This window comes from Algoriphagus lutimaris (assembly GCF_017051705.1).
Taxonomy (GTDB): Bacteria; Bacteroidota; Bacteroidia; order Cytophagales; family Cyclobacteriaceae; genus Algoriphagus; species Algoriphagus lutimaris.
Genome location: NZ_JAFIDJ010000003.1, coordinates 61,755 through 88,213, shown reverse-complemented (window position 1 = coordinate 88,213; position 26,459 = coordinate 61,755). Strand labels below are relative to the sequence as shown.

Genomic DNA, 26,459 nt, shown 5'->3' with positions numbered 1-26,459 from the left:
TCATTCGTAAAGTTTGGAAGGTGTTGCCTGGCAAATTTCCACCATTAGATTTGCAACTTTATTGGTGACATCTTCAAAATAAAGCCTTCCTTTTTCAGGGGAGGCTTTTTTTGGATTTCCAATTCCTGTATCCTCTGTTACTTCAGACCATTTCCGTTCCGCCCAAGCCCATTTCTCTCTCAAGCCGGAAATCACTGATTTTTTTTCCGCTCCATTACCTGCCTCTTTTAGAGGAGATACTAAATGAGGTTGAAGGTGCATGATCAAGGAAGTTTCCATTTCATCAGCGTGATCTCCCATTTCTTCAAAATATTTGGTTTTATCCAATGCTTGAAACCAATTGCAAGTGAATAATAGCATGTCGGGAAAACTAAGTCCTAATTCTCTAAGCATGGTTTTAAAATCATTGCCTCCATGACTATTTACGATCAAGAGCTTTTTCACTCCCTGCCTGTCTAGAACGGTGATCAAATCTCTTAAAATAGCAAGTTGGGTACTGGGATTAAGATTCATGTCTAAGTAGATGTCAGACTGACCAGTATTCACTCCAAATGGGATAGTGGGTAAAACCATTACTTTGGCTCCTTTTTCCCAGGCTTTTCTTCCACTTTCCTCAGCGACTCCATCGGCCTCGTAAATGTCCGTACCATATGGCAAGTGATAATTATGAGCTTCGGTAGCTCCCCATGGAAGAACAGCTAGTTCAAATCGTTCGGATTTTAAATTTTTCCAATTTGCTTCTTTTAAAATATATGGTCTCATTTTGAGCGGGTTTAGCAATGAATTGACAGAAGGTTCACATTTTTAAAGGCAATTTTGATAATTTGAAGCCTCATTCGAAATTAAGTTTTATGTCTGAAAGAAGAAAGTTTATTAAGAAGTCCATTTTGGGTTCTGCAATTTTAGTTCCTGGGATTTCAGGTGCGTTTGCCAATTCCTCCAAAAAAGAATTATTAGGTGAAAAACCATTGATATTATCAACTTGGAATCATGGCTTGCCTGCCAATGCCGCTGCTATTTCAAAATTAAAAGAAACAGGAAGTATCCTCGATGCAGTGGAAGCTGGTGTAATGGATACCGAATTAGATATGGACAACCTCTCTGTCGGTCTGCAAGGATTACCAGATAGAGAGGGTATTACTACCTTGGATGCCTCTATCATGACCGGAGACGGATCTTGCGGATCAGTGGCATTTGTTCGTCAGGTGAAGCACCCAATTTCATTAGCCAGGGTTGTAATGGAGAAAACTCCACATGTAATGATCGTAGGCGAAGGGGCTAGACAGTTAGCCATTTCGGAAGGATTCCCAATAGAAAAAGAGGAGCTTAGCCCTAAGGCCAAAGAGGCTTATGAAAAATGGAAGGTAACCAGTAAATACAAGCCAGTAATCAATATTGAAAATCATGATACCATTGGAATGATCGGTATTGATAAAAATGGTCAAATGGCTGGAAGCTGTACCACAAGTGGACTCGCATATAAGATGCACGGTAGAGTGGGAGATAGCCCAATTATCGGAGCAGGATTATATGTGGATAACGAGGTAGGAGCTGCCACAGCTACCGGGCTTGGAGAAACCATTATTAGAGTATGTGGTAGTTTTTTAATTGTTGAGTTGATGAGACAAGGTAGGACTCCACAAGAAGCTTGTGAGGAGGCTGTCAGAAGACTTGTTTCTAAAAGCAAAAACATCAAGGATGTACAGGCTGGATTCTTAGCAATCAATAAAGAAGGTCAAGTAGGAGCTTATGCGATTCACCCGGGCTTTAATTTCGCTCAAGGTACCTTAAGCTCAAATGCATTGATTGATTCGAAAAGCTACTTTTAAGATGGCAACAATAACACTTGAAGCTCCCGTATTTAGTGTTGAGGCAGCATTGGAGGCCGCAACTTACGGAGTAAATAGACTTGAATTATGCTCTAATTTTCCGGAAGGTGGAGAAACACCAAGTGCGGGCATGCTCAAGTTTTTAAAATCTGAAGTGGATATCCCGATTTTTGTGATGATTAGACCAAGAGGAGGCAATTTTGCTTATACCCAAAAGGAACTGATGGTTATGAAAAGGGATGTTGAGTTGCTTGGGGAGTTGGGGGCTGATGGGTTTGTGTTTGGAGTCTTGGACTTTGAAGGGAATGTAAATGTTTCTGCTTGTGAAACATTAATCCGAACAGCCTCAGGAAAGCCTTGTACTTTCCATAGGGCCTTTGATGCATTGTCAGATCAATTTGAAGCACTTGAATTAATCAAAGGTTTGGGTTTTCAAAGAATACTAACTTCCGGCGGTAAAAACTCTGTAACTGAGGGGGTAGATGTGATTATTGAGTTGATTAATAAGGCAAATGGAGAAATTTCCATCATGCCTGGTGGAGGGACTAAGCCTGAACATGTTTCGGTTTTATCCAAAACTGGACATTTAACAGATATCCATGCCTCATGTAAAATCTGGAAAAGAAGTACAAATACCTATGTCAATCCAGAAGTTTCTTTTTCGGTTGACCCGGAAGCTTTCCTGAAAGATTTAAGAGTGGATCAAGAAACTGTATCCCGATTTTTAGATGCGATCGAATCTATATGAATTCTTTCCGTTTAATAGCCATTTATTCACTGATTCTGCTTGGAGCAGTTTTCTGTAAGCCGATTTCTGAGAGAAAACAACCCCCTCCAACTCTTGAGCAGCTAGCCTCGGAAGATTTAAATTTGAATGGAGAGCAATTAGCAAATGCTTATTGTGCAACTTGTCATTTGAAGCCAGAACCTGAGATTTTAGACAAGTCTACTTGGAAAGAGAAAGTTCTGCCGGATATGAGAAAAAGGATGGGGCTTTATTTAGAGGAGGATTTTGGTTCCATTATGCCCATTGATATGGATGTTCCAAAAGGGATTTATTCTGAAATACCTTACATAAATAAGGATAATTGGGAAAAGCTTGAGGCCTATTATCTAGACAATGCGCCTGATATTTCAATTCCACAAGCTGATAAGGCTTCGGCCAACTTAGGAATTCCTGGTTTCGAAATAGTTCGACCAAAATTTACAAACCTTTACCCTGATTTGGTCACTTTATTGAGAGTGGAGCCTGTTTCTGGTAAACTTTGGTTGGGGTATCGGTTCAAATCTATTTTTGTACTAGACCCTAGTCATGATTTTCACGTCATAGATTCTATAGAAACCGAGACAGCTCCAATTGATATTCATTGGGAGGATGATTCCAATTCATTTGAATTGTTGACTATTGGTATGATGGATACCTCTAATGATTCCTCGGGAGTAGTCAATGGGTTTTATAAATCAGGACAAGATTGGGTAAGTGGTGCGGTTTTAGAAAACTTAAAAAGACCAGTGAGTTTGGAATATGCAGATTTTAATGGTGATGGCATTTTGGATAAAGTAGTTTGCGAGTTTGGAAACCATATTGGAGAACTTAGCTTATTTAAATCGAATGGAGATCAATGGGAGAAAGTAGTTTTGAAAAATTCACCGGGAGCAAGAAGGGTTTTTATTGAGGATTTGGATCAGGATGGTGACTTGGATATTTTGGCCTTAATGACACAGGCAAATGAGGGTTTTTTTGCTTTCTTCAATCAAGGGGATGGAGAATTTAAAGAAAAGTCATTATTGAGATTTCATCCTGCTTTTGGCTCAATTGATTTTCAGTTTCTAGATATTAATCATGATGGATTAAAAGATCTCATTTTGGTGAATGGGGATCATGGAGATTTAGCTCCTGTATTGAAAAATTATCATGGAGTGAGAATTTTTTTAAATGAAGGTGATTTAGATTTTGAACCTTCTTGGTTTTATCCCATGTATGGAGCGAGTGACCTAGAAGTGGCTGATTTTGATCAAGATGGAGATCTGGATATTTTTGTACTCTCATTTTTTCCTGATCAAAATCAAAGCTCAAAACAAAACCTGTTGTATTTTCAACAGAATGGGATGATGGATTTTCTACCTTATGCACCTGATATCGAAAAGGATTCTCATTGGCTTACTATGACTAAAGGTGACTTGGGAGGTGATGGAGACCTTGATTTGGTGGTAGGAGTATTTGAATATGATGATTTAAATACATCAACTCAGAAGACATGGTCTCCTATTTTGGTTTTTAAGAATCAAAAGAAATAATATTTCGTTTTGGATATAATAATGATATCTATATATTGAATATATAGGTATTAATGATTTCTATTTTGATAAATAGTAATTTTTCAGTAAATTATTTTTCACCTTAAAAATTATTTCATCTATGGTAAAGAGTTTCCAAGGAGTAAGAATGGTGGAGCCCAAAAAATCTCCTGCAACACAAATTTTAGTGAAAGATCATATGAGTACTAACCTGGTGACTTTTCATCCAGATGATACCATTGACAAGGTATTGGACGTTTTGACCAAAAGGAAAATCTCTGGTGCCCCTGTTGTAGATGAGTCAGGTGCCTTAGTCGGAATCATTTCTGAGGTAGATTGCTTAAAAGAAATTATAAAAGGAAAATATACCAATACGCCTAAATTTCCTGGAAAAGTAAAAGAGCATATGAGTACGGATGTGATTACTTTGGGGCAGGAATTATCACTATTTGATGCTGCTCAGAAATTTTTAGAATTAAAAATCAGAAGGTTTCCTGTATTGAAAGATGGTACGCTAATTGGTCAAATTAGTTTAAGTGATGTTATAAGGGCCTTTCCCAAACTCAAACAGACTACCTGGTAGAAATAGAAAGCGCCCCCATATAGTACTTATGGGGGCGCTTTCATTTTGATTTTTTTATTTGGATAGGTGTAAGGCTCTCTCTACATCTTCAATAATATCATCCACATGTTCTAGTCCTACGGATAGTCTTACGAGTCCATCAGAAATTCCGACTCTTGCCCGTTCTTCTACTGATAATTTGCTATGGGTAGTAGAAGCCGGGTGAGTAATAATACTTCTACTATCCCCTAGATTTGCAGTAATGGAAATCATTTGAAGATGATCAATAAATTTCCTTGCACGTTCTTCTCCTCCTTTTACGGTCAAAGTAATAATCCCTCCTCCATGTTTCATTTGTTTAATGGCCAAATGATGTTGGGGATGAGATTTTAAGAAAGGGTATTTTACGTTTTCCAATTCCGAACTACCTTCAAAATACTGGGCAGTTTTTAATGCGTTTTCGCAATGTCTATCCATTCTTACACCCAGCGTTTCCATACTTTTGGATAAAATCCAAGCATTGAATGGAGAAATAGCAGGTCCAGTATGTCTGGTGAAAAACTGTACTTCTTTCATTAATTCTGCGGTTCCCAAAATCAAACCTCCTAGTACTCTACCCTGTCCATCAATATATTTAGTGGCACTATGAGTAACTATATGTGCACCCCATTTAGCAGGTTGTTGTAGATAAGGGGTTGCAAAACAATTGTCAACTACTAAAATCAGGTTATGCGCTTTAGCGAAGTTTCCTGCCCATTCTAAATCAATGATTTCTAATCCAGGGTTGGAAGGAGTTTCAATAAAAAGCATCTTGGTGTTTGGCTGAATCAGCTTTTCCCAGTTGTCAATATCAGAAATATCTCCGTAAGTAGAGGTGATCCCCCATTTAGGGAATACGCGAGTTAATAATTGGTGTGTAGACCCGAACAGAGATCTTGACGCTAAGACATGATCTCCCTGTTGTAATAGTGAAGCAATACTTCCAAACATGGCAGCCATTCCGGATGCTGTGGCAATACCCATCTCTGTTCCTTCGGCGGCACAAATTTTCTCAATTAGATCACTGGAGTTAGGGTTGGCATATCTTGAATAGATATTGCCTTGGACTTCTTCAGAAAAGGTAGCTCTAGCTTCTTCAGCAGATTCAAACGTGAAGCTGGAAGTAAGATAAATCGGAGCGGAATGCTCCTTTTGATTTGATTTAGAGGGGGTGATTCGGATGGAATTAGTTTCGAAATGCTTGCTCATCACTGAATGCCTTATTTATTGGTATGACATAGATAGGCTCTATTAGTTTGAGAAAGTCAAACCAAAAGCGGTCAAATCGAACTAAAAAGGGGGTTTTGTTTATTAAAGCCAATTTATAGTTCCCGCTAAGGGTAGGACTTGGCACCTTTCCGCAGATGGGATGGTTGCCAGAGGGTCAATGAGCCTATTCTCTCGCCTCTTCTTTATAAATCAGTTGCCTGAAGTGGTACAAAGTAAACCCGTGTTTCGGGTATTTCCAAATCTATTGATTTAATTATTATACTGATTCATGGTTCGTTCGATTCCTATCGTACAAAAAGACAATATCATTTCGATTGCTTTGTCCATGATCAGAGGCAGTTCAATAAATTCATCTTGAGTAAATTTACCTAAAACGTAATCTACCTGTCTTCCTTTTGGGTAATCATCTCCTATACCTATTCTCAATCGTGGGTAGTTTTGTCCCCCGGTTAAGGTTTCGATATTTTTCAGACCATTATGGCCAGCGGCACTTCCTTTTGGTTTCATTCGAAGACTCCCAAATGGGATCGCTACATCATCTACCAGAACCAGGACATTTTCTTTTGGAATATTTAATTCCTTCATCCAATAATTCATGGCTTTTCCACTGAGATTCATATAGGTAGTGGGCTTGATCAAGTGGATGGATCTTCCTTTGTATTTGAATTCTGATTTAAAGGCCAATCGGCTACTTTCCCAAGAAATTGATTCTTTATCTGCAAGCCGATCTACAGTGAGAAAACCGATATTATGTCGAGTCAATTCGTATTCAGGCCCGATATTTCCCAAGCCTACAATGAGATATTTCATAAGAGGGGTTGATCAATGCGTAAAAATAAAAAAATCCTGCCCGTTTTAAAGGGCAGGATTTCTGTGTTGATGCAATGAAGATTAAGCTTCTTCAGTTTTCTTTCCTCTAAGTGCTCTTGGAATACCGATGGTTACAAGAGAAACATTAGGGCTAGTTAAGATTTCGAATCCATCAGCTGATAATTCAGCTACTTTGAAAGATTTACCCAAGTCAAGGTTTGAAATATCTGCTTTGATAAAATCAGGAAGCTGAGATGCCAATCCTTTTACTTTTAGCTTTCTTGTTTTGAATTCAAGCTTTCCACCTTTAGCTATACCTGGAGAGTTACCAACAACTTTTACAGGAATTTCGAATTTGATTGGCTTGTCTTCAGTATAGGCCATGAAATCTGCATGAAGCAAAGTTTCACTTACTGGGTGGAATTGCGCATCTTTCAAAACAGCCTTTACGATTGTTCCTTCAATGTTCAATTCTACTAAATGTACTTCTGGAGTGTAAATCAAATCTCTAAACAAAATGATTGGAGAAGAGAAGTGGATTTGCTCAGGAATACCTGGTCCATAAACTACGCAGGGAACATTGCCGCTTTCTCTGATTTCATTTAGAGAGGCACTGTCGAGATTTGCTCTTTTAAACCCTATAATCTCAAGTGTTTTCATAAGATATATATTTAATAAAATTGGTTCTTAAATAAATAAAGAACTGATAGAGGTGTGACCCGTTACCGCATGTATAGCTTTGGCAAATAAGTCTGCAACTGTCAATACTTTAATTTTTGAAGATTTTTGTTTCAAAGGAATAGTATCTGTGATCACCAATTCTTCTAAAACTGAATTTTCAATATTTTCATAAGCTTTTCCTGAAAGAACGCCATGAGTTACAATGGCCCTTACAGAAGTAGCTCCTTTTTCCATAATGATTTGAGCTGCTTTGCACAAGGTTCCGGCAGTATCTACCAAATCATCAACTAAGATCACGTCCTTCCCTTCAACATCCCCGATTACCTGCATCGAAGCAATCTCATTGGCTCTTTTTCTGTGCTTATCACAGACTACCATTTCCACTTCAAAGTGTTTTGCATAAGCTCTTGCTCTCGCAACTCCCCCGACATCTGGGGCCGCGAAAATCATGTTATTTAAGCTGAGCCCGCTCAAATAGGGCACAAAGATAGCTGATCCATTTAAGTGATCCAACGGTAAATCAAAAAAACCTTGAATTTGTCCAGCATGAAGGTCACAAGTCATGATCCTGTCGGCGCCTGCTGAGGTAATCATATTTGCGATTGCCTTCGCTGCAATAGAAACTCTTGGACGGTCTTTTCTGTCTTGTCTAGCATATCCAAAGTAAGGGATGACAGCACAGACTTTGTAGGCACTCGCACGTTTAGCTGCATCTATCATCAAACAAAGTTCCAGTATATTGTCACTAGGAGGATTCGTACTCTGGATTAAGAACACAGTACATCCACGAATTGACTCGTCAAAGCTTGGAGACATTTCCCCATCGCTGAACTTTGACATGGTTAGATCGCCAAGTTTTTTACCGTAGTTTTTTGAGATTTTTTCTGCTAAAACGAGGCTGTTTCCGCCTGAGAAGATTTTGACTTCGGACATATTCGGTGGTTTATTCGGAGAAGAAAGAAAGGTTTCTGAGGCAAAAATAGTAAAATTTGATGGTAAGGCTAAATCAAATGGAATTCATTCAAAATATATGTTTGCAAAGAATTTATTTGATTGAAATTTTCATTCTTATATCAAGATGAAATCGACTTTGAGGGTCTATTTTTTAAAGGGGCTTTAATAGGGGGCTTAGATTTGCCAAATCTCATCGTTCCAAATAAAATTTAATTTTTGAGCTTGGTTGGGTGAAAAAATCAATGATTTATTTTAAAAATTTGAATTTTTTCTATTTCGATTAAAGTTCATTGACGTATAGTTCCGGTCCTGTAAAAAAAGACAGAAAGTATGTAAGTGGAATGCATACCTTTTTTTTTCATAGTATTTTAGAAATGGTTTAATCAACCATCAACCAAAAATTATCACATGAAAAAACGTTTTACGCTCTTTACTTTACTATTGAGCATTTGGTCATTTGGACTTTTTGCTCAGTCCGTCCCTACACCTAAATCTCATTTTGGGTTTGATATTGGAGATGATTATAAACTAGCTACTTTCTCCCAATCAGAAGAATATTTTAAAAAAGTCGCAGATGCTAGTGATCGAGTTAAGTTGGTCGAGATTGGAAAAACGGAGTATGGAAGATCTCATCCTATGATGATCGTGACCGCCCCTGCCAATTTCGAGAAATTGGATCGCTACAAAGAAATTTCTCAAACCCTTGCTAGGGCTGAAATCACCAAAGAAGAGGCGGAGAGTCTGGTGATTGAAGGAAAGCCAGTGGTATGGATAGATGGAGGTCTTCATTCCACGGAAGTAGTGGGCCCACATCAATTAATCGAAACCTTGTATCAGTTGGCTTCCAGAACTGATGAAGAGACCATGAAGATTTTGGATGATGTCATTATCCTTTTGGTTCATGCCAATCCTGATGGGATGGAAATTGTTTCAGATTGGTATATGAGTGAGGAAGATCCAGAGAAAAGGAATCAGAACATTCCTATCCTTTACCAGAAATATGTCGGACATGATAATAACAGAGATTTCTACATGAATAACATGAGTGAGGCGGCAAATATGTCACTTCAACAATATGTAGAATGGATCCCTCAAATCATTTACAATCACCATCAATCTGGACCAGCAGGTACGGTAGTGGCTGGGCCTCCTTATAGAGACCCTTTCAATCATGTTTTTGACCCTCTGATTATTACCAGTCTGGATGGAGTAGGAGCTGCAATGATTAATAGGTTGCATCAAGAAGATAAACCGGGTTATACCAGATTGGATGGATCGGTTTTTTCTACTTGGTGGAATGGAGGTCTAAGAACGACTCCTTACTATCATAACATCATCGGTATTTTGACAGAGATCATCGGCAGCCCGACCCCTTCTACAATTCCATTGGTTCCAGATAGATTAATTCCAAATAATGGTACTCCATACCCGGTGGCTCCACAAGATTGGCACTTTAAAAGATCTATAGATTACTCAGTATCTCTTAATTACGCTATATTAAACCATGCGGTAAGACATGGAGATGAATTGCTATACAACATCTATTTGATGGGTAGAAACTCGATCGAAAAGGGTAGCAAGGACAACTGGACCATGTATCCAAAATATGCTCAAGCGGTGCAGGATGCATTTAAAGCCTCCCAAAAGAATAAATCTGAGGAAGATGAGGATGCTGTTTATTTCGGTTTTAGATCGGGTATTCCAAAACAGTTTTATGATTCCGTTTATCAGGACCCAGCCAGAAGAGACCCAAGAGGTTATATTTTGTCTGCGGACCAGCCGGATTTTCCAACTGCGATCAAATTCTTGAATGCATTGATAAAGTCAGGGATTTTAGTTCATAAAGCTACCGCGGATTTCACAGTAAACGGAAAATCTTATCCTGCGGGATCCTATATCGTGAAGACGGATCAGGCTTTCCGACCACACGTGATAGATATGTTTGAGCCGCAAGATCATCCAAATGATTTCTTGTACCCAGGAGGACCTCCTATTAGACCCTATGATGCTGCGGGTTGGACTTTAGCGTACCAAATGGGTTCTGAAGTAGATCGAATCATGGATGACTTTGATGGACCTTTTGAGCGAATGCCGTATGGTGAATTATTAACTCCAGAACCAAAAGACTTGGTTAATGGGTTAGGGTACCTACTCGATGCAAGAGGAAATAATAGCTTTATGGCTGTAAATGACTTGCTTCAAGCCAAAGTCAAAGTATATAGAACCACCTCTCCAGTAAATGGAATGCCTGCGGGCTCATTTTATGTTGGTGGAGCGGGTAAAAAAGTCCTTGAAAAAGCTTCAAGTGAATATGGGGTTTACCCTATTGCTGCAAAGCAACCGGCAGGGGCGACTGAAATCAAGCCTGCAAGAATTGGTCTTTTTGATTATTATGGAGGCTCAATGCCTTCCGGCTGGGTAAGATGGATGATGGAACAGTTTCATTTCCCATTTGAATTAGTCTTCCCTCAAGAAATTGATAAAGGCAATTTAAATGATAAGTATGACGTTCTATTATTCATAGGTCCAGGAATCCCAAGTCAGAATTCCAGAGGTTATAATAGAAGACAACCTGATGCAGAAGAAATTCCCGAAGAATATAGTCATATGCTTGGAGGAATTTCCACTGACAAATCTATTCCTCAACTCAAGGAATTTATTTCTAATGGAGGAAAAGTAATTGCGGTGGGCAGTGCGACAGATTTGGCTTATCATTTGGACCTTCCGGTGGAGGATGCATTAACAGAGATTGGGCCAAATGGAAATGCTATTTCTCTAAGTGGTGAGAAATATTACATTCCGGGCTCTGTATTAGAGATGCATATAGATACAAATTCTCCGGCGAATTATGGAATGGGAGAAACAGCTTATATCATGTTCAACAGAAGCCCAGTATTTAAATTAGCTCCAAATGCTGCAAAAATGGGAGTAAAACCTATTGCTTGGTTTGGAGAAGAAGAACCCTTGAGAAGTGGATGGGCTTGGGGACAATCCTATCTAAAGAATGGCGTAACAGCATTTGAAGCGCAGATAGGTAATGGTAAACTATTTGCCTTTGGTCCTGAGATTACCTTTAGAGCTCAATCTCATGGTACCTTCAAACTTTTATTTAATGGATTATATAAATAGCGATATAATCAGGCGTTAAGTTTTAAAAGCTGTCCTTTTGGGGCAGCTTTTTTTTATTAAACTTGATAGGGTGATTTGTAGTAAAATAAGTAAGAGGAATTGACAGGTGATCCTGTGTCTTTCCTTTAGGAATAAATAAAGTAGAACTGAATGGATGTTTATTTGGAATACGTGAATGCTGAATTAGGCCTTTGGCTTTTTAAGATGAAAAAAAAGTCGGGTTTGTTTGGTAAAATCACTCATGGGGTACAAAAAAAAGTAAATAATTGGATCCCTGATAAAGTCCATCGAGTGATTACCACAGCAATTGAAAATATGGTAAAACTCGTTATTTCTGGTTCTACTCTAATTCGCCCAAAAATCAAAAATGAATTGAGTCTGAAAGAAAGGGAGGCCAAGGTAAGGAGTAGAATAAAATGGTATAGAAATACGGCTTCAGTGGAGGGAGCTATCACTGGAGCTGGAGGAATTTTACTCGGATTTGCAGATTTTCCGGCATTCCTTACTATCAAAATGAAAATGCTTTTTGATATAGCTTCTATCTATGGTTTTGACACCAAAGATTATCAAGAACGCCTTTTTTTACTTTATGTGTTTCAATTAAGCTTTTCTTCCCAACAAAGAAGGAATGATTTAATAGGGTTAATAGAGGATTGGGATAATTACAAGGATACTTTGCCAAACGATTTAAATGAGTTTGACTGGAAAACCTTTCAGTTGGATTATCGGGATTATATAGATCTTGCTAAGTTGGCACAACTGGTTCCGCTTGTTGGGGCGGGAGTAGGAGCAATAGCTAATTATAAACTCACAGAGCAGCTAGGTAAAACTGCTATGAATGCATTTAGATTAAGACTCCTTAAAAAATAAAAAACCTCTCGAATTTCGAGAGGTTTCGTTGGTCTACTAGGGCTCGAACCTAGACTCTTCTGAACCAAAATCAGACGTGTTGCCAGTTACACCATAGACCAGTTTTAATTGATACTCCTTGTGGGTGTCTCTTAAAGTGTCACAAAGGTAGATTTTCAATTCTTTTTTTCCAAGAAGTGTAAAAAAGATTTTTTGATTTATTGCTTAACCCTCTTGAAGTCAGGTGATAAAAATTCTGCTAGTAATGTGGTCTTCCACCTTTTATTAGAGGCTTAAAAGGTTGTTTAATGAATAAATCCTATGTTAGCTTTATTGTAGAAATGTTAAAATTTTCTATAAGTATTGTTTATTTGAAAATTAATACTGTTTTTTGATGCGAATATAAAAATCTATCCAACCAAAAATTACTAATAATGCAAATTAAAAAACTTGAAAAAACAATTCCTGAAGTAGTTCAGAAGCTAGAAAAATTAAATATCGGGGACACTTTAGCAGCAGAGCTTACCTGGTGTTGGGGAAGTTTTAAGTATGATCAAAACCCGGAAGGTGTAATAGAAAAGTCTCAAAAAGCTATAGAGTTATTAAAAGAAGCAAAGGAAATCAACAGTCGAGCAGTATCTAAAAAATTGCTTGATGATTTTGAAAAATCTTTAAGTTAAAAACAAAAAAGCTCACCATTGGTGAGCTTTTTTGTTTTTATTAATAGTGAGTAAGCTTATTCGCCTACTACCACAAATTTTACGTCAGTTTTCACTTCTCTGTGAAGATCAACTTCTGCAGCGAATTCTCCAGCACCATCAACTGGTACATTGATAGAGATTTTCTTTCTGTCGATGTCGATTCCGTTTGCAGCTAATGCGTCTGCAATTTGAAGCGTAGTTACTTTTCCGAAAATTTTGCCTGATTCACCGATCTTAGCCTTGATTTCAAGCGTCAATGCTTGTAATTTCTCAGCGATGTTCTCAGCTTCAGTTTTAATTTTTTCTGCTTTATGAGCAGCTTGCTTGATGTTCTCGGCAAGGATTTTCTTGTTTGATCCTGTAGCTAAAACTGCATATCCCTGTGGGATAAGATAGTTTCTACCGTAACCAGGCTTTACTTCAACCAAGTCATTTTTATAGCCAAGACCTTTGATGTCTGTTTTTAGAATGATTTCCATTTGTAATGATCTTTTGTGATTGGACGATACAAGACCGAATTATTTCAACCCATCGGTTACGAATGGCAACAAAGCCAAATGTCTTGCTTTTTTGATGGCATTAGCCACTTTCTTCTGATACTTTGCAGAGTTACCAGTAAGTCTTCTAGGAAGAATTTTACCTTGCTCGTTCACAAATTTCAACAAGAAGTTAGGATCTTTGTAATCAATGTACTTGATACCATGCTTCTTAAAACGGCAGTATTTTTTTCTGATTTCGCCTCTATTGATTGGCTCGTTTACTAATGTCATTTGGCTTGCTCCTCCTTAGCTTCAGATTTTTTGTTAAACTCTCCTTTTCTTCTTCTTTCGGCATAAGCAATACCATGCTTTTCCAAAACAGTAGTCAAGAATCTCATCACTTTTTCATCTCTTCTAAATTCTAGTTCGAATTTGCTGATGATAGTTGGATCGGCCTTGAACTCAACCAAAACATAAAAACCTGTAGTCTTCTTGTCAATAGCATAAGCCATCTTCTTTAGACCCCAGTTTTCCACATTAATAACATCTGCTCCCTCTTCTTTTAGCAAGTTCACAAACTTGTCTACGGTATCCTTCATCTGAACATCAGACAAAACGGGAGTTAAAATGAATACCGTCTCGTAATTTCTTTGGAACATTTTTAAATGTGTTTAAGGAATTTGAATAAACAGACCGCAAAAGTATGATAAATCATGCTGTTTTCCAAGCATATGTAAAGATGAAAAAGTATAAAAATAAAAAAGCCTCTTGGAAGAGGCGATTTTTATTTAACTGAAAATGTTTTTGATCCTATTTGGTAATTGTCAACAAAGATCCGGACTTCATGTGTGCCTGAATTATAGTCTGAACCTTTTTCGTAATAGAATGTCAATTCTTGTTCCGTATTGTCAAAGATGATGTCTTGTCTCACCGTATAGAATTCCTCAACTCCATCCATCATAAATGTTCCAGAACCTTTGGCCACATCAAAGATAGGTTGGGAGTTAGGGGCCAATATCTGTACGTAGACATTTCTAGGGCCTTTTTCTGCTACCTGATTGTCAGCAAGGTTAAAGCTTACTTTAATGCGTTCTATTTGTCTGTTGCGAAAATCCTTAGTAGTCTCTACCCGTTCTTTACCTCTGGAGTTTACTGCAGCAATATTGATGTTTTCAGCCTTTAGCATGGCGGCAATATTTACCTTGGCCTGAAGATCCTCCTTTTGGATATTCAATTGAGCTACTTCTTGTTCAATTTCAGCTTGAGTGGTCTTTAAATCTTGGTTTTCGGCGTAGAGTTGCTGATTCATTGCCCGAAGCTCTAAGATTTCTTGATCTTTCTCCTCGATTAATCCACTGTAGCTTCTGATTTTTTCATTTAACACTGCGATTTCATTCGCACTTCTTTGTCTGGAGGTGTTTCTTTCGGCAATCAATTGATCTCTTACTTCTTCCAAAGCTTTGACATTACCACCTAATTTTTCAATTTCTTGAATTCGAAGGTCCAATTGATAGGTTACAGAATCCAATCGTTTATTCAATTCGTTGTTTTCTGTAGATAATAATAGTATCTCCTCAGTCTTTTTGCTTCTATCTACGTAATCAGTATAAAGCTTAATTCCACTGATGATGACTAAAAGCACCAAAACAATGATGATAATATTTTTACCTTGGTCTTTCTTTTCTGTGGATTCTGATTCGAAATTAGTGCTCATAATAAATTGAAATAGGACTTATTTTATGGCTTATCTAGACGAAAATTATTGGTCTCAGCGTTATTTATCTGGTAATACTGGCTGGGATATTGGATATCCTTCTTTTCCACTTGTGCAATATTTAGACCAAATTGTAAATAAGCAGGTTGAAATTCTGATTCCAGGGGCTGGGAATGGGCTAGAAGTGGCTTATGCCTTTCAAAATGGCTTTAAAAACATACATCTATTGGATTTTTCTTTGCCTCCTCTTGAAGGCTTTAAAATGAAGTTCCCGTCTTTTCCGGAATCCCATATCCATCATGAGGATTTTTTCCTCCATAATCATCAATATGATATCATTTTGGAACAGACTTTTTTCTGTGCATTGGACCCTTCCTCGAGAATTGAATATGTAAACAAAATGTATGATTTACTGAAGCCAGGAGGGAAATTGGTTGGCGTTTTGTTTAATCAATATTTTGAGAAGGCAGGTCCTCCTTTTGGCGGGGAAAAGGAAGAATACCAATCCTTATTTTCTGAGAAATTTGAGGAGGTGAAAATAACGCCATGTTATAATTCAATTCCGGAAAGACAAGGGGCGGAATTATTTATTCAAATTCAAAAGTCAAAGACCTAACACGAATTCGTCTTTCTTCAATTTGGGATTAAAGAAGGCAATTCCACATTCAAAAAAATCTAAACTCAAAAAGACTCGAGGATGGTTTTTTATTTCTTTCCAAGCTAGGCTCATTTCCTTTGACCAATAAATGTCTCCAATAGCTATGATGCTGTCTTTATGAATTTTATTAAGGAGTAATCCAAAGTAATTTGTGGCACCGTAGTAGGTGTGGTTGGCATCTATCAAGGCAAAATCAACCTGATCTATGGTTGATAATATCTTAGGAAGTTTCGAGGAAATGTCTCCAAGGATATAGGAAGCGTTGGTAAGTCGGCCTGTGGAACGGGCGATTTGTAGAATTTCATCGGAACCTTCAAAAGTATATAGATGACCTTTTGTTACCTTAGCTAAATATTGAGTGGTGATCCCCATACAAGTACCTAATTCAATTACTTGCTTAGCAGGGGTTAGCTGGCAAAAATATTGGTAGAGCAATGCATATTTTTTTGGACTGGTGCTATACCGAGTAATATCCGATACTTTTCTTTGATGGGTATTAACCTTTTTGGAACCAGCTCCAAGGTCTAGTACTTGAATTTTTTGGGAGGAGGCAAGTAAAGAGTTTCTAACCTTTTCAATTTGATTACTGGAAACGCTTTCTGTTTTAAGGTAGTTTTGTAATCCCTGATAGACTTGGAATACAAATGGAGACTGTAAGGAATAACCGTCTACTTTTTTGAGCCAATGGCTTAAAAAAGAGTAAAAAGAAAAGAAATTATTGATCAAATCAATTCTGGAAGATATTTGCAATCATTTGGAATTCTGGAACTTCTACTTCAATGCTTTTGCCATCAAATAGTTTTTCCATGAAATAGATGCCTTTCATTTTTCCAAGTCCAGATTTTAAATTGCAGCCTGAAACATAACTATGGGATTCTCCGGTTTCTAGAATTGGCTGCTGGCCAACTACTCCGTCACCTTCCACTATTTTAAGCGTTTCTGCGGCATCGTAGATTTCCCATTTCCTTCTTAATAACTGAACGGTATATGGGCTTTTGTTTTGAATAGTTACTTTGTACGTGAAAACATAATGGTGCTGATGCGGACTGGAAAATTCCGCTTGATAGGTAACCTCTACGTTGACATGAATTCCTTCTGTGACAGCAGTAACCATAACTTGTTTATTTTAAAAAGAATGTAAAGATACGATCGGAAATTGGAAAATCAATAATTTGACCATGAATGTAAAAATTGAAACTAGTTGGGAAAAAGCCCTTCAACCAGTATTCCAAAGTGAATCATTTATAAATCTAACATCTTTTGTCAGAGAAGAATATTCAAAGGAAAAGATTTTTCCCGAGGGAAAGAATATTTTTAATGCTTTTTGGCATTGTCCACTGGATCAAATAAAAGTAGTCATTCTGGGGCAAGATCCTTACCATGGCCCGGGTCAAGCACATGGATTATCTTTTTCAGTAAAACCCGGAATCCCTTTTCCTCCTAGTTTGTTGAATATCTTCAAAGAGATAAAAAATGATTTAGGAAAAGACCTTCCTTCAAATGGAGATTTGACTCGCTGGGCAGATCAAGGTGTCTTTCTATTAAATGCTACTTTGACTGTGCGGGCTCACCAAGCTGGTTCCCATCAAAAAAAAGGCTGGGAAGAATTCACGGATGAGGTGATAAAAAAAATCAGTGAGAAAAGGGAACATGTGGTATTTCTTCTTTGGGGGGCTTATGCTCAAAAGAAGGCAGAACTAATAGATGTTTCTAAACATCTGATATTAAAGGCTCCTCATCCTAGTCCGCTTTCTGCTCATCGAGGATTTTTAGGATGTGGTCATTTTTCCAAATCAAATGAATACCTCATTTCTAAAGGGATTAATCCCATTGAATGGTAAATAAAAAAGGCCGGAATTTTTTTTCCGGCCTTTAGCTTTTTTATTCGATTCCTTTAAAGAATCTACTCCATCTTATTTTATTAAACATGGATTCGTATTTATCCAAGGATAACCATAAGAACCAAGCTTTTCCTACAATATGATCCTCAGGAACAAATCCCCAGAATCTAGAGTCTAGGGAATCGTGTCTGTTGTCACCCATCATAAAGTAATAATCTTGTTTGAAAGTATAGCTTTCTACTTTTTGACCATCTATCATCAATGCTCCATCATTCATTACTACAGAATCATATCCTTCATATTTTTCTATTACCAAGAAATACTTTTCTAGATTCTCTTGTGTGAGTTGGATTGTCTCGCCTGCGGCAGGAACTTTAAGAGGTCCAAAATGGTCCCTGTTCCATTTATAATTGGTATTGGTAGGGTAAATCGAAGGGTCTCTGAAATCAGCTCTTTCTATCCTTTTATTGACAGAAGTTACCACAGGGGAAGATTCAAGTCTGGCAATTACTTCCTCAGTAGCAAAGACTAAATATCCAGACCCGTCTGTAAATGCCAAAAAGCTTTCAGGGTTTACTCCGTACTCCATAAAGAAATCCGCATTCAATGGACGAGAAGTAATCACATCATAAGAAAACTGCATCTCTTCAGGTTTCATTGCAGGTTCCCCATTGATAAATAATTCAGAGCTTTTTATTTCGATTACATCTCCAGGAATTCCTACAGCTCTTTTGATGTAATTGGTCTTTAAATCTGGTGGATATTGGAATTCAACAGGGTAATTAAATACCACCACATCATATCGTTCTACATCACTAAATCCTGGAAGTCGGTAATATGGAAGTTGGATTGCATCGCTATAGGATGGAATTTCTGTCCCCCAAATTTTTTGATGGGTTAACGGAACCTGAAGTGGGGTTTTAGGAATTCTAGTTCCATAATGCATTTTGCTTACAAACAAAAAGTCTCCTACTAATAGGGATTTCTCCATGGAAGCAGTTGGAATAGTAAAAGGCTCCAACAATAACCATCTTATTAAGCTTGCCGCAACTACAGCGAAAACCAAAGCATCGACCCATTCACGGGCAGGGGATTTTTTCTTTTTAGGTTGGCTCATTTTTAATTAAATAATTTCAGAAAGATAGAAAATCATCCATTGAAAGCACTCCTTTCTTCTCAGGAATCCACTCAGCAACCAATACTGCGCCAAGTGCAAACCCTTGTCTGCTATGAGCTGTATGAGTTATCTCTATGTCGTCAATAGGGGATTGGTATCTAATAATATGGGTGCCTGGTGCTGGGTCAATCCTTTTTGAAGTGATCTCTACAGACTCTTCACTAGACGGAGTCTCTCCATTCAAGTTCCAGGTGTTTTTAGAATTTAAATTTTTAATGATTCCTTCTGCCAACGTAATCGCAGTACCAGAAGGTGCGTCCTTTTTAGCAGTATGATGAATTTCCTCTATGGACACTTCATATCCGGGAGTCTCGTTCATTAACTTGGAAAGGAATTCATTCACTTTGAAAAAGATATTGACGCCAATACTAAAATTGGAGGCATAGAAAAAGCTTCCATTTTTATCGAGGGTCAATTTTTCGATTTCAGATTTTTTGTCCAGCCATCCAGTAGTTCCTACTACTACGGGAACACCATGGGCGATTGCCCAAGAGATATTTTCAAAAGCTGCTTCAGGTTGGCTGAACTCGATGGCTACATCCACATCTTTAGGGTCTAGCTTCTGTAAATCCTCCTTGTTGTCGATATTTATTTTACCAGCAATGGAATGGCCTCTGGATTCAGCGATTTCGCCGATTATCTTTCCCATTTTGCCATATCCAAGTAATAATATGTTCATTTTAAAATTTGAGTTTTAAAGATACTCCCATTGTATTGTTGTTTGCGGATAGGGTCTCCATATAAGGCTCTAAACCCAATGCCAAATCTTCAGAAATATCAAAACCTGAAAGATGAGCATCCACATTTGCATCAATCAGATTCAATGCATAAATACCAGCCAAAAGTAAGAAACATAAGTCTCTATTTCTTCTCCAATAATCCACATTCCGTACTAATGCCTCACGATTCAAATTTGGGAAGTCATTTGAAATCCCATCATCGAAATCAAATAATGCTTGACGAAAAACTTGATATCGACGATTATTAAACTGAATGAAGTAAATGTCAGTCATAATTCCTGCATAAAGAATCGGGACTTTCCATGCTTTATTATTGTATACTTGCCCTGCTCCAGGCAGGATGGCAGACATTAAGGTTGCTTTTCTTGGGTTCTTTGGAAGATTGGAATAATCTGGTTTTTCCTTCTCTTCAGATTTTGGTCTTGACTCCACTTCAACTTCCTGAGCCACGGCTGACCAAGTTACAAATAAGGACAAAACCAAAAGTCCCATGAAGATCCATGGGGCTTTAATATTGAAAATTTTATGAAAATTTAAGGTTTCCAAAGGTCAAATGATTTCCAGTATTTCCAGAATTCGATTTAGATCTGATGTTGAAGTAAATGGGATTTTTATTTCTCCTTTGTTCTTGTCATTTGACTTAAGTGAGACTTTTGTTCCAAAATGTGAAGCCAGTCTTTGTTGAATTTTACTGATTTCGTACTTCTTTACAGGATCCAGTTCAGGAGCAGATTTTTTCTCAGATTTACCTTCATTCAAAGCTTTTACCAAGGCCTCTACTTTCCTAACACTCAATTCTTCTTCAACTGCCTTTTTGAAAATAGCTAATTGCTTGTCAACATCCTCAATATTGATTAATGCTCTCGCGTGTCCCATCGAAATTTGCTGATCTCTGATGGCAGCTTGGATGGTTGGAGGAAGTTTAAGTAATCTCAGGTAATTATTAACCGTGGTTCGGTTTTTACCAACTCTATCTCCCAATTGCTCTTGCTTCAAATCACACTCAGCAAGTAGCCTTTGGTAAGAGTGAGCAATTTCCAAAGCATTTAAATTTTCTCTTTGGATGTTTTCAATCAATGCCATTTCCAGCATTTGCTGATCATTAGCTGTCCTCACATAAGCGGGGATTTGCGTCAAACCAGCTAGCTTGGAAGCTTGAAATCTACGTTCTCCAGAAATTAGCTGATACTCATTTGTATCAAGTTTTCTAACCGTGATGGGTTGAATGATCCCTTGAACTTTGATGGATTCAGACAGTTCACTTAGCGCATCTTTATCGAAATGTACTCTTGGTTGAAAAGGGTTTACCTGAATTTGTTCCAATGGAATCTCAAAAATTCCAGTTTTCACTACTTCCGGTAAAATTTCCTCAGACTTGTGCTTAGCAGGACTATCTTCCAGTAAAGCTCCTAGGCCCCTACCAAGTGCACTTTTTTTTCGATTTGGCTTATTGTCTGACATAATTAACTATTCACTTTTTGAAGATCATTCTTTTGCGCAATTTCATTGGCCAAGTTTAAATAAGCGACAGCTCCTTTTCCTTCCGCATCAAATGCAATTGCAGGAAGGCCAAAAGAAGGCGCTTCACTCAAACGAACATTCCTAGGTATAATTGTCTCGAACACCATGTTCTTAAAATGGATTCTTACTTCCTCAACCACCTGGTTCGAAAGCCGTAATCTTACATCATACATTGTCAGCAAAATCCCTTCAATTTCCAAATCCGGGTTCAGTCTTGTCTGTATGATTTTAATGGTATTCAAAAGTTTTCCTAATCCTTCCAAAGCAAAGTATTCGCATTGAACAGGAATAATCACTGAGTTTGCTGCGGTAAGGGCATTGATGGTAATCAATCCTAGGGAAGGGGAACAATCTATAATAATAAAATCATATTGCTCCCGAACATTTGCAATTACCCCGCGCATCTTTTCTTCACGATTATCCAAATTAATCATTTCTACTTCAGCTCCCACCAAATCAATATGAGAAGGAACTAAATCCAGGTACTCAAGCTCTGTTTTAATGATGATTTCATTGATGTCGATTTCATCCACCATACATTCATAGATGCTGGTATTGATTGATTTAGGATCTTGTCCTAAACCAGATGTGGTATTTGCTTGTGGATCTGCATCGATCACCAAGGTTTTATATTCCAGTACAGCAAGGCTGGCAGCGAGATTCATCGCAGTTGTGGTTTTTCCCACACCACCTTTTTGATTGGCAATGGCAATGATTTTTCCCATGTTAATTTTTTCTAGGGTAATTGAATACCAATATTAAGCAAAATCAATTCTTTTACGGCCGATGCAGTCGGTTTTTTTGAAGAGACAATAGAATTGATGATTTTTCGTTTTGAGCCGTATTTGTTTTAGTTGAAGGTTATAAGTGTCGAAAAATCAAGTTTTTGCAAAAGGGGCGGAGAGTTTTTTCAGAGAATGTTCTGCTGGAAAATTTTAGAAATTTTATTAAACTGTCATTTAATGTCAGAACTTTTTATGGATAGCCAAAGTGCTTGAATAAAAAAAGGAGCTCTTTGAAAGCTCCCTTTAAATTTATTTCTTTCTATTAGCATCAGCAGCTTTCATAGCTTCCTCTAGCTTTTGCTGAAATTTAGATTTCTTTTTGTTGACATTTTTGGCCTTGCTTTCTTCTACTTTTGCTCTGATTTTATCATCATCTACAAACAGCTTGATTAAGGCCTGCTGACCAAATGTCACCATGTTGGATACGAAGTAATAGAAACTCAATCCAGCAGGGTAGGAGTTCAAGATAAACATGAACATTACCGGCATGATGTATCCTAGGTTTTTCATAGGTCCTTGGGCAGTGGTCAGTTGATTATTGAAATGTGTATAGATCAACTGTGAAACCGTCATCAATAAGGTGAACAAACTGACATGGGATCCATAGAATGGAATCGTAAAAGGCAAATTGATAAAGGTATCATACGTCGATAAATCACTTGCCCAAAGGAAAGATTCTTGTCTCAGTTGTATTGCATTAGGAAAGAAGAAGAACATGGCAAACAGGAATGGCATCTGTAATACCATTGGTAAACAACCTGAAATAGGACTTACTCCTAATTGACCAAAAAGCTTCATTTGCTCTTGTTGCATTTTGGTTTGATCATCTCCGTACTTTTCCTTTAACTCATCAATTTCTGGTTTGATTACCCGCATTTTGGCCATCCCTATGTAAGATTTATAGGTCAATGGAGAAAGTGCAAGCTTAATGATCAATACAATCAATATGATAATAACCCCGTAGTTGCTGAAATACTTTTCAAGGAAAGCGAAAAGGTTGACAATGATGTATTTGTTCACCCAGCTCACAAAGAAGTATCCCATGTCCACATTCTTTTCGAAGTCTTGAGTTACTTTCTTTAAAGTTTTGTAGTTATTAGGACCAAAGTAATAGGTGTAGTTCGCAGAACCATCTTTTAGAGGAATACTTAAAGAAGCTTCCATAGACCTAACGATGGAGCTGTCTTGCGGAGTGCTTTGTGCAAGACTTACATTCTGAAAAGAATCCTCAGCTATGATCCCTGCAGTAAAAAAGCGCTGACTGAAACCAATCCACTTTACTGGTTCTGCTACTTGTTCTTGTTCTAGGTCATCACCAACTCCCAAGTTTTCATAAGAACCAGAACTCAAATAATAATTGACCTGAGATTTTCTTCTGGATTCAGCTAAATCTTTCTCTTGGGCTTTGACTAAATCAGACCATGCTAATTGGATATTATCTCCCGTGAAATAGCCGTTAAAACGATCAATTTGGAATGACTTGTTTACTTCGTAGGTTCCGTCTTTAAGCTTGAAAATATGTGAAATTTTCCCGCTCTCAGTGGCAGCACTTAAAGTAAGAACATGAATGGTAACACCTTCTTCATCTTGTTCAGTACTTGCTTCAGAAGTATAGTATAGCTCATTTAAGGAAATATTCCCCATTCTACTTTCTATGCTAAAGTCCATTTTTGAACTTTCGGCATCGATAAGCATCAAGGGGCCTTCTTTCCAATTCTTAAATTCTTTTAGGTTTACTTCATCGACCAATGCACCTTTGGTCGAAATAGAAACTTGAATCAGATCGTTTTCTAAGGTGACTTGATTTTCCTCTCCAGAGGTCAAAGTTGCCAAGGCACCATATTTAGCGATTTTTTCCGATGAAACTAAGCTGTCGCTTTCTGCAAGAACCTGGCTTTGCATAGCAGGTTGTGGTTCCTGAGTTGCGCTTTCTGTTTGAACTGGAGTTTGCGTCTCTTCTACTGGAATTTCTGGGCCACTCGCAAAGAAAAAGGAGTAGATTAAAATTACTGCAGCAAAAAGGATTAAACCTGTCGCTTGATTTTTGTCCATAATAATAGGATAGAATCGGGAATTAGATCCCGCAAATAAACTGTGTTACTTTAATTTTTTATTATCGATTGCCGCTTGAATGAATTTCACAAATAGAGGCTGCGGGTTTAGAACTGTACTTTTGTATTCTGGGTGGAATTGAACGCCCACAAACCATGGATGGTTTTTAATTTCAACGATTTCCACAAGTCCTGTATCAGGGTTTTTACCAGTCGCCAGCATACCATTTTTCTCAATTTCCTCTAAGAAATCATTGTTGAACTCATAGCGATGACGATGTCTTTCCTGGATTTTGGTTTTTCCATAGGCATTAAAAGCCTTGCTTCCCTTTTTCAAATCGCATGCGTAGGATCCTAAACGCATAGTTCCTCCCATTTGGTCAATTTTTTTCTGCTCTTCCATCAAAGCAATGACTGGGTAAGGATTATATGGATCCATTTCAGTACTATTGGCTTTTGCATGGCCCAATACATTTCTGGCAAATTCTATAACTGCGACTTGCATTCCTAGGCAAATTCCAAAGAATGGGATTTTATTTTCTCTAGCATATTTTACAGTCTCAATTTTTCCCTCAAAACCTCTTTCTCCAAAACCAGGAGCTACGAGAATACCATCTAATTCCTCAAGCTTCTCAATATAATTTCCCGCATTGATCTCTTCAGAAGACATCAACTTAAGGTTGACATGGCACTCGATGGAAGCTCCAGCATGAGTAAAGGACTCAATGATGGATTTGTAGGAATCCGGTAAGGATACATATTTTCCTATTAGACCAATCGTTACTTCCTGAGTAGGGTTTTTAAGTTTGCCCAAGAAGTCTTTCCAGTTTTCTAGATCTGTATTTTCCTTGGAGGATAGCTTCAATTTGGTCATGACTCTTTCATCCAGCTTTTCCTTTTTCATCAATAAAGGAACATCATAGATGGAGTCTGCATCCATTGCCTCAATGACAGAGTTCAATTGCACGTTACAGAACAATGCCAATTTCTTCTTCACATCATTTGGTAGGTGATGCTCTGTTCTACAAACCAAGATATCTGGTTGGATACCGGCCTCAAGAAGTTGCTTGACAGAGTGCTGGGTAGGTTTGGTTTTTAATTCCTTTGCTGCTTTTAAGTAAGGAATCAGCGTAAGGTGGATTACTAGAAAATTATTAGCGCCTAAATCCCATCTAGCCTGTCTAACAGCCTCTATAAAAGGGAGGGATTCGATATCACCTACACATCCTCCTATTTCAGTAATGACAACATCGTATTTACCATCTTCACCAAGTTTATAGAAATTGGCTTTGATTTCATCTGTGATATGCGGAATCACTTGGACTGTTTTACCAAGGAACTCACCTTTGCGTTCTTTGGTAATGACATTGTTGTAGATTCTACCTGTAGTGATATTATTGTTTTGAGAAGTAGTAATATTTAAAAACCGCTCATAATGTCCAAGATCCAAATCGGTTTCAGCTCCATCATCTGTCACGTAACATTCTCCATGCTCATATGGATTTAATGTTCCTGGATCAATGTTGAGATAGGGGTCGAATTTTTGGATGGTTACTTTAAATCCTCTGGACTGTAGCAATTTGCCAAGAGAGGCGGCAATGATGCCTTTTCCAAGTGAGGAGGTAACCCCTCCTGTAATGAATATGTACTTTGTTGATGATCCCATAAGAATGGAGGCAGAATGATTTTTGGTTTAATTCTTATGGGGCTCAAAATTACGGAAAATTCCCGATTAAGGGCTTTTATCCTTTTGATTTTTCTCATTTTCCGAAAAAGGATTTTTTCGAGCTTGATCTAAAAGCCTATTTAGCTCTCGACAATATGTGACAAATCTGATTGTGTATGAAAATTGGAAATCCAAGTTCGAATGGTTTATAAAGAGTTTGCCAAGCAATTTTTGTTGATTTTTTACCGTTGTTTCAAACTGATATTTATTGATGTTTTATTGTTTTCTATTGAAAAGTATTGATTATCAATTGATTCATAGGAATTATTTATATGCTTGATGACTTTTATGTGTTAAGTATTTTAATAAGTAAGTGTTATTTACAGTTGTATATTTCTATAAAAAAAAATCGTCTTTTTATTTAAATAATTTAAAGAGTTAAGTCGTTTTGAATTGGTTAGTTAATTCAGGAAAGAAATATACTTGACCCAAATGGGTTATTCCTTCTAATTGCCGTTATGAATAATCCTTGAAGCTCTATCTAATTCCCTGAGTAAATTAATTTGAATTCTATGGGCTCTAAAAAAAATGGAATCTAAATTCATTGTAAACTTGATTTATGTGAACATTGGTTCTTTTTAAAAGGTATTCATTTTAGATCCTTTTTTGAGAAATATATATTGATATGTTTAAGTGATTTAATTATATTAAAATTTATTAGATAAGTTTTTCCTGTTTAGTTATT

27 protein-coding genes, 1 tRNA gene and 1 riboswitch are annotated in these 26,459 nt (G+C 37.5%); of the genes, 9 read left to right on the top strand and 19 right to left on the bottom strand.

What is annotated here, in order from left to right; genetic code table 11:
• Window positions 1-762: a creatininase family protein gene (locus tag JYB62_RS17765; RefSeq protein ID WP_205646748.1), complete on the bottom strand. Its 762-nt coding sequence runs from the start codon at window positions 760-762 to the stop codon at window positions 1-3.
• A gap of 89 nt (window positions 763-851) precedes the next feature.
• Between JYB62_RS17765 and JYB62_RS17760 the strand changes: the two genes are divergently transcribed.
• From JYB62_RS17760 to JYB62_RS17745, 4 genes are all read left to right on the top strand, one after another.
• Window positions 852-1,829, top strand: a complete 978-nt coding sequence (locus JYB62_RS17760) for a N(4)-(beta-N-acetylglucosaminyl)-L-asparaginase (protein ID WP_205646747.1) — start codon at window positions 852-854, stop codon at window positions 1,827-1,829.
• 1 nt (window position 1,830) lies between these two features.
• Window positions 1,831-2,577, top strand: a complete 747-nt coding sequence (locus JYB62_RS17755) for a copper homeostasis protein CutC (protein ID WP_205646746.1) — start codon at window positions 1,831-1,833, stop codon at window positions 2,575-2,577.
• The gene (locus tag JYB62_RS17750) at window positions 2,574-4,127 is read left to right on the top strand and encodes an FG-GAP repeat domain-containing protein (RefSeq protein ID WP_205646745.1); all 1,554 of its coding nucleotides are present in this window, start codon (window positions 2,574-2,576) and stop codon (window positions 4,125-4,127) included. Before JYB62_RS17755 ends, JYB62_RS17750 begins: the two co-directional genes overlap by 4 nt.
• A 121-nt stretch (window positions 4,128-4,248) precedes the next feature.
• Entirely contained in the window at window positions 4,249-4,710 is a 462-nt protein-coding gene (locus JYB62_RS17745) for a CBS domain-containing protein (RefSeq protein WP_205646744.1), read from the top strand.
• A gap of 54 nt (window positions 4,711-4,764) precedes the next feature.
• Here JYB62_RS17745 and JYB62_RS17740 read toward each other — a convergent pair whose 3' ends face one another.
• The 4 genes from JYB62_RS17740 to JYB62_RS17725 form a co-directional block, all read right to left on the bottom strand.
• The gene (locus JYB62_RS17740) at window positions 4,765-5,937 is read right to left on the bottom strand and encodes an O-succinylhomoserine sulfhydrylase (RefSeq protein ID WP_205646743.1); all 1,173 of its coding nucleotides are present in this window, start codon (window positions 5,935-5,937) and stop codon (window positions 4,765-4,767) included.
• Window positions 5,938-6,047: 110 nt separating this feature from the next.
• A riboswitch (SAM riboswitch) is annotated at window positions 6,048-6,149 on the bottom strand.
• Window positions 6,150-6,207: 58 nt separating this feature from the next.
• Window positions 6,208-6,768: an aminoacyl-tRNA hydrolase gene (gene pth / locus JYB62_RS17735; RefSeq protein ID WP_205646742.1), complete on the bottom strand. Its 561-nt coding sequence runs from the start codon at window positions 6,766-6,768 to the stop codon at window positions 6,208-6,210.
• An 81-nt stretch (window positions 6,769-6,849) separates the two neighbouring features.
• On the bottom strand, window positions 6,850-7,428 hold the full coding sequence (locus tag JYB62_RS17730; protein ID WP_205646741.1) for a 50S ribosomal protein L25/general stress protein Ctc: 579 nt from the start codon (window positions 7,426-7,428) through the stop codon (window positions 6,850-6,852).
• 27 nt (window positions 7,429-7,455) lie between these two features.
• On the bottom strand, window positions 7,456-8,382 hold the full coding sequence (locus JYB62_RS17725) for a ribose-phosphate pyrophosphokinase (protein WP_205646740.1): 927 nt from the start codon (window positions 8,380-8,382) through the stop codon (window positions 7,456-7,458).
• 429 nt (window positions 8,383-8,811) lie between these two features.
• On the opposite strand from JYB62_RS17725, the gene JYB62_RS17720 reads away from it, so the two are divergent.
• Together JYB62_RS17720 and JYB62_RS17715 are read left to right on the top strand one after the other, a co-directional pair.
• Window positions 8,812-11,532 (top strand): M14 family metallopeptidase, encoded by a 2,721-nt coding sequence (locus JYB62_RS17720; RefSeq protein ID WP_205646739.1) that lies wholly within the window; start codon window positions 8,812-8,814, stop codon window positions 11,530-11,532.
• A gap of 150 nt (window positions 11,533-11,682) precedes the next feature.
• Window positions 11,683-12,402, top strand: a complete 720-nt coding sequence (locus JYB62_RS17715; protein WP_205646738.1) for an EcsC family protein — start codon at window positions 11,683-11,685, stop codon at window positions 12,400-12,402.
• 28 nt (window positions 12,403-12,430) lie between these two features.
• Here the strand turns inward: JYB62_RS17715 and JYB62_RS17710 are convergent.
• A tRNA-Gln gene (locus JYB62_RS17710) sits at window positions 12,431-12,503 on the bottom strand.
• Window positions 12,504-12,815: 312 nt separating this feature from the next.
• Between JYB62_RS17710 and JYB62_RS17705 the strand changes: the two genes are divergently transcribed.
• Complete coding sequence (locus tag JYB62_RS17705) at window positions 12,816-13,061, top strand: hypothetical protein (protein ID WP_205646737.1); 246 nt, start codon at window positions 12,816-12,818, stop codon at window positions 13,059-13,061.
• Window positions 13,062-13,117: 56 nt separating this feature from the next.
• On the opposite strand, the gene rplI is transcribed toward JYB62_RS17705, so the two are convergent.
• The 4 genes from rplI to JYB62_RS17685 all read right to left on the bottom strand — a co-directional run bounded on the left by rplI (window position 13,118) and on the right by JYB62_RS17685 (window position 15,275).
• Window positions 13,118-13,561, bottom strand: coding sequence for a 50S ribosomal protein L9 (rplI, locus tag JYB62_RS17700; protein ID WP_074226514.1), 444 nt, complete (start codon window positions 13,559-13,561; stop codon window positions 13,118-13,120).
• A gap of 39 nt (window positions 13,562-13,600) precedes the next feature.
• Window positions 13,601-13,852: a 30S ribosomal protein S18 gene (gene rpsR, locus JYB62_RS17695; protein ID WP_074226515.1), complete on the bottom strand. Its 252-nt coding sequence runs from the start codon at window positions 13,850-13,852 to the stop codon at window positions 13,601-13,603.
• Window positions 13,849-14,220 (bottom strand): 30S ribosomal protein S6, encoded by a 372-nt coding sequence (gene rpsF, locus JYB62_RS17690; protein ID WP_074226516.1) that lies wholly within the window; start codon window positions 14,218-14,220, stop codon window positions 13,849-13,851. Before rpsF ends, rpsR begins: the two co-directional genes overlap by 4 nt.
• A 125-nt stretch (window positions 14,221-14,345) precedes the next feature.
• Complete coding sequence (locus tag JYB62_RS17685) at window positions 14,346-15,275, bottom strand: hypothetical protein (protein WP_205646736.1); 930 nt, start codon at window positions 15,273-15,275, stop codon at window positions 14,346-14,348.
• A 25-nt stretch (window positions 15,276-15,300) separates the two neighbouring features.
• Between JYB62_RS17685 and JYB62_RS17680 the strand changes: the two genes are divergently transcribed.
• On the top strand, window positions 15,301-15,891 hold the full coding sequence (locus JYB62_RS17680; protein ID WP_205646735.1) for a methyltransferase domain-containing protein: 591 nt from the start codon (window positions 15,301-15,303) through the stop codon (window positions 15,889-15,891).
• Here the strand turns inward: JYB62_RS17680 and JYB62_RS17675 are convergent.
• Both JYB62_RS17675 and apaG read right to left on the bottom strand, forming a co-directional pair.
• The gene (locus JYB62_RS17675; protein WP_243431625.1) at window positions 15,880-16,683 is read right to left on the bottom strand and encodes an O-methyltransferase; all 804 of its coding nucleotides are present in this window, start codon (window positions 16,681-16,683) and stop codon (window positions 15,880-15,882) included. The two genes, JYB62_RS17680 and JYB62_RS17675, sit on opposite strands and share 12 nt — an antisense overlap.
• The gene (gene apaG, locus JYB62_RS17670) at window positions 16,661-17,047 is read right to left on the bottom strand and encodes a Co2+/Mg2+ efflux protein ApaG (protein WP_205646734.1); all 387 of its coding nucleotides are present in this window, start codon (window positions 17,045-17,047) and stop codon (window positions 16,661-16,663) included. The genes JYB62_RS17675 and apaG overlap by 23 nt, the downstream gene beginning before the upstream one ends.
• Window positions 17,048-17,111: 64 nt before the next feature.
• Between apaG and ung the strand changes: the two genes are divergently transcribed.
• Complete coding sequence (ung, locus tag JYB62_RS17665; RefSeq protein ID WP_205646733.1) at window positions 17,112-17,774, top strand: uracil-DNA glycosylase; 663 nt, start codon at window positions 17,112-17,114, stop codon at window positions 17,772-17,774.
• A 40-nt stretch (window positions 17,775-17,814) separates the two neighbouring features.
• Here the strand turns inward: ung and lepB are convergent, their stop codons facing one another.
• From lepB to JYB62_RS17630, 7 genes are all read right to left on the bottom strand, one after another.
• Window positions 17,815-18,891: a signal peptidase I gene (gene lepB, locus JYB62_RS17660; RefSeq protein WP_205646732.1), complete on the bottom strand. Its 1,077-nt coding sequence runs from the start codon at window positions 18,889-18,891 to the stop codon at window positions 17,815-17,817.
• A gap of 16 nt (window positions 18,892-18,907) precedes the next feature.
• Window positions 18,908-19,630 (bottom strand): 4-hydroxy-tetrahydrodipicolinate reductase, encoded by a 723-nt coding sequence (gene dapB / locus JYB62_RS17655; RefSeq protein ID WP_205646731.1) that lies wholly within the window; start codon window positions 19,628-19,630, stop codon window positions 18,908-18,910.
• A gap of 1 nt (window position 19,631) precedes the next feature.
• Window positions 19,632-20,183: a DUF5683 domain-containing protein gene (locus tag JYB62_RS17650; protein WP_205646730.1), complete on the bottom strand. Its 552-nt coding sequence runs from the start codon at window positions 20,181-20,183 to the stop codon at window positions 19,632-19,634.
• Between the two features lie 57 nt (window positions 20,184-20,240).
• Window positions 20,241-21,152 (bottom strand): ParB/RepB/Spo0J family partition protein, encoded by a 912-nt coding sequence (locus tag JYB62_RS17645; RefSeq protein ID WP_205646729.1) that lies wholly within the window; start codon window positions 21,150-21,152, stop codon window positions 20,241-20,243.
• Window positions 21,153-21,154: 2 nt separating this feature from the next.
• Window positions 21,155-21,937 (bottom strand): ParA family protein, encoded by a 783-nt coding sequence (locus JYB62_RS17640; protein ID WP_205646728.1) that lies wholly within the window; start codon window positions 21,935-21,937, stop codon window positions 21,155-21,157.
• A gap of 309 nt (window positions 21,938-22,246) precedes the next feature.
• Complete coding sequence (gene yidC, locus JYB62_RS17635) at window positions 22,247-24,049, bottom strand: membrane protein insertase YidC (protein WP_205646727.1); 1,803 nt, start codon at window positions 24,047-24,049, stop codon at window positions 22,247-22,249.
• 45 nt (window positions 24,050-24,094) lie between these two features.
• Window positions 24,095-25,714, bottom strand: a complete 1,620-nt coding sequence (locus tag JYB62_RS17630) for a CTP synthase (protein ID WP_205646726.1) — start codon at window positions 25,712-25,714, stop codon at window positions 24,095-24,097.
• Window positions 25,715-26,459: the final 745 nt, after the last annotated feature.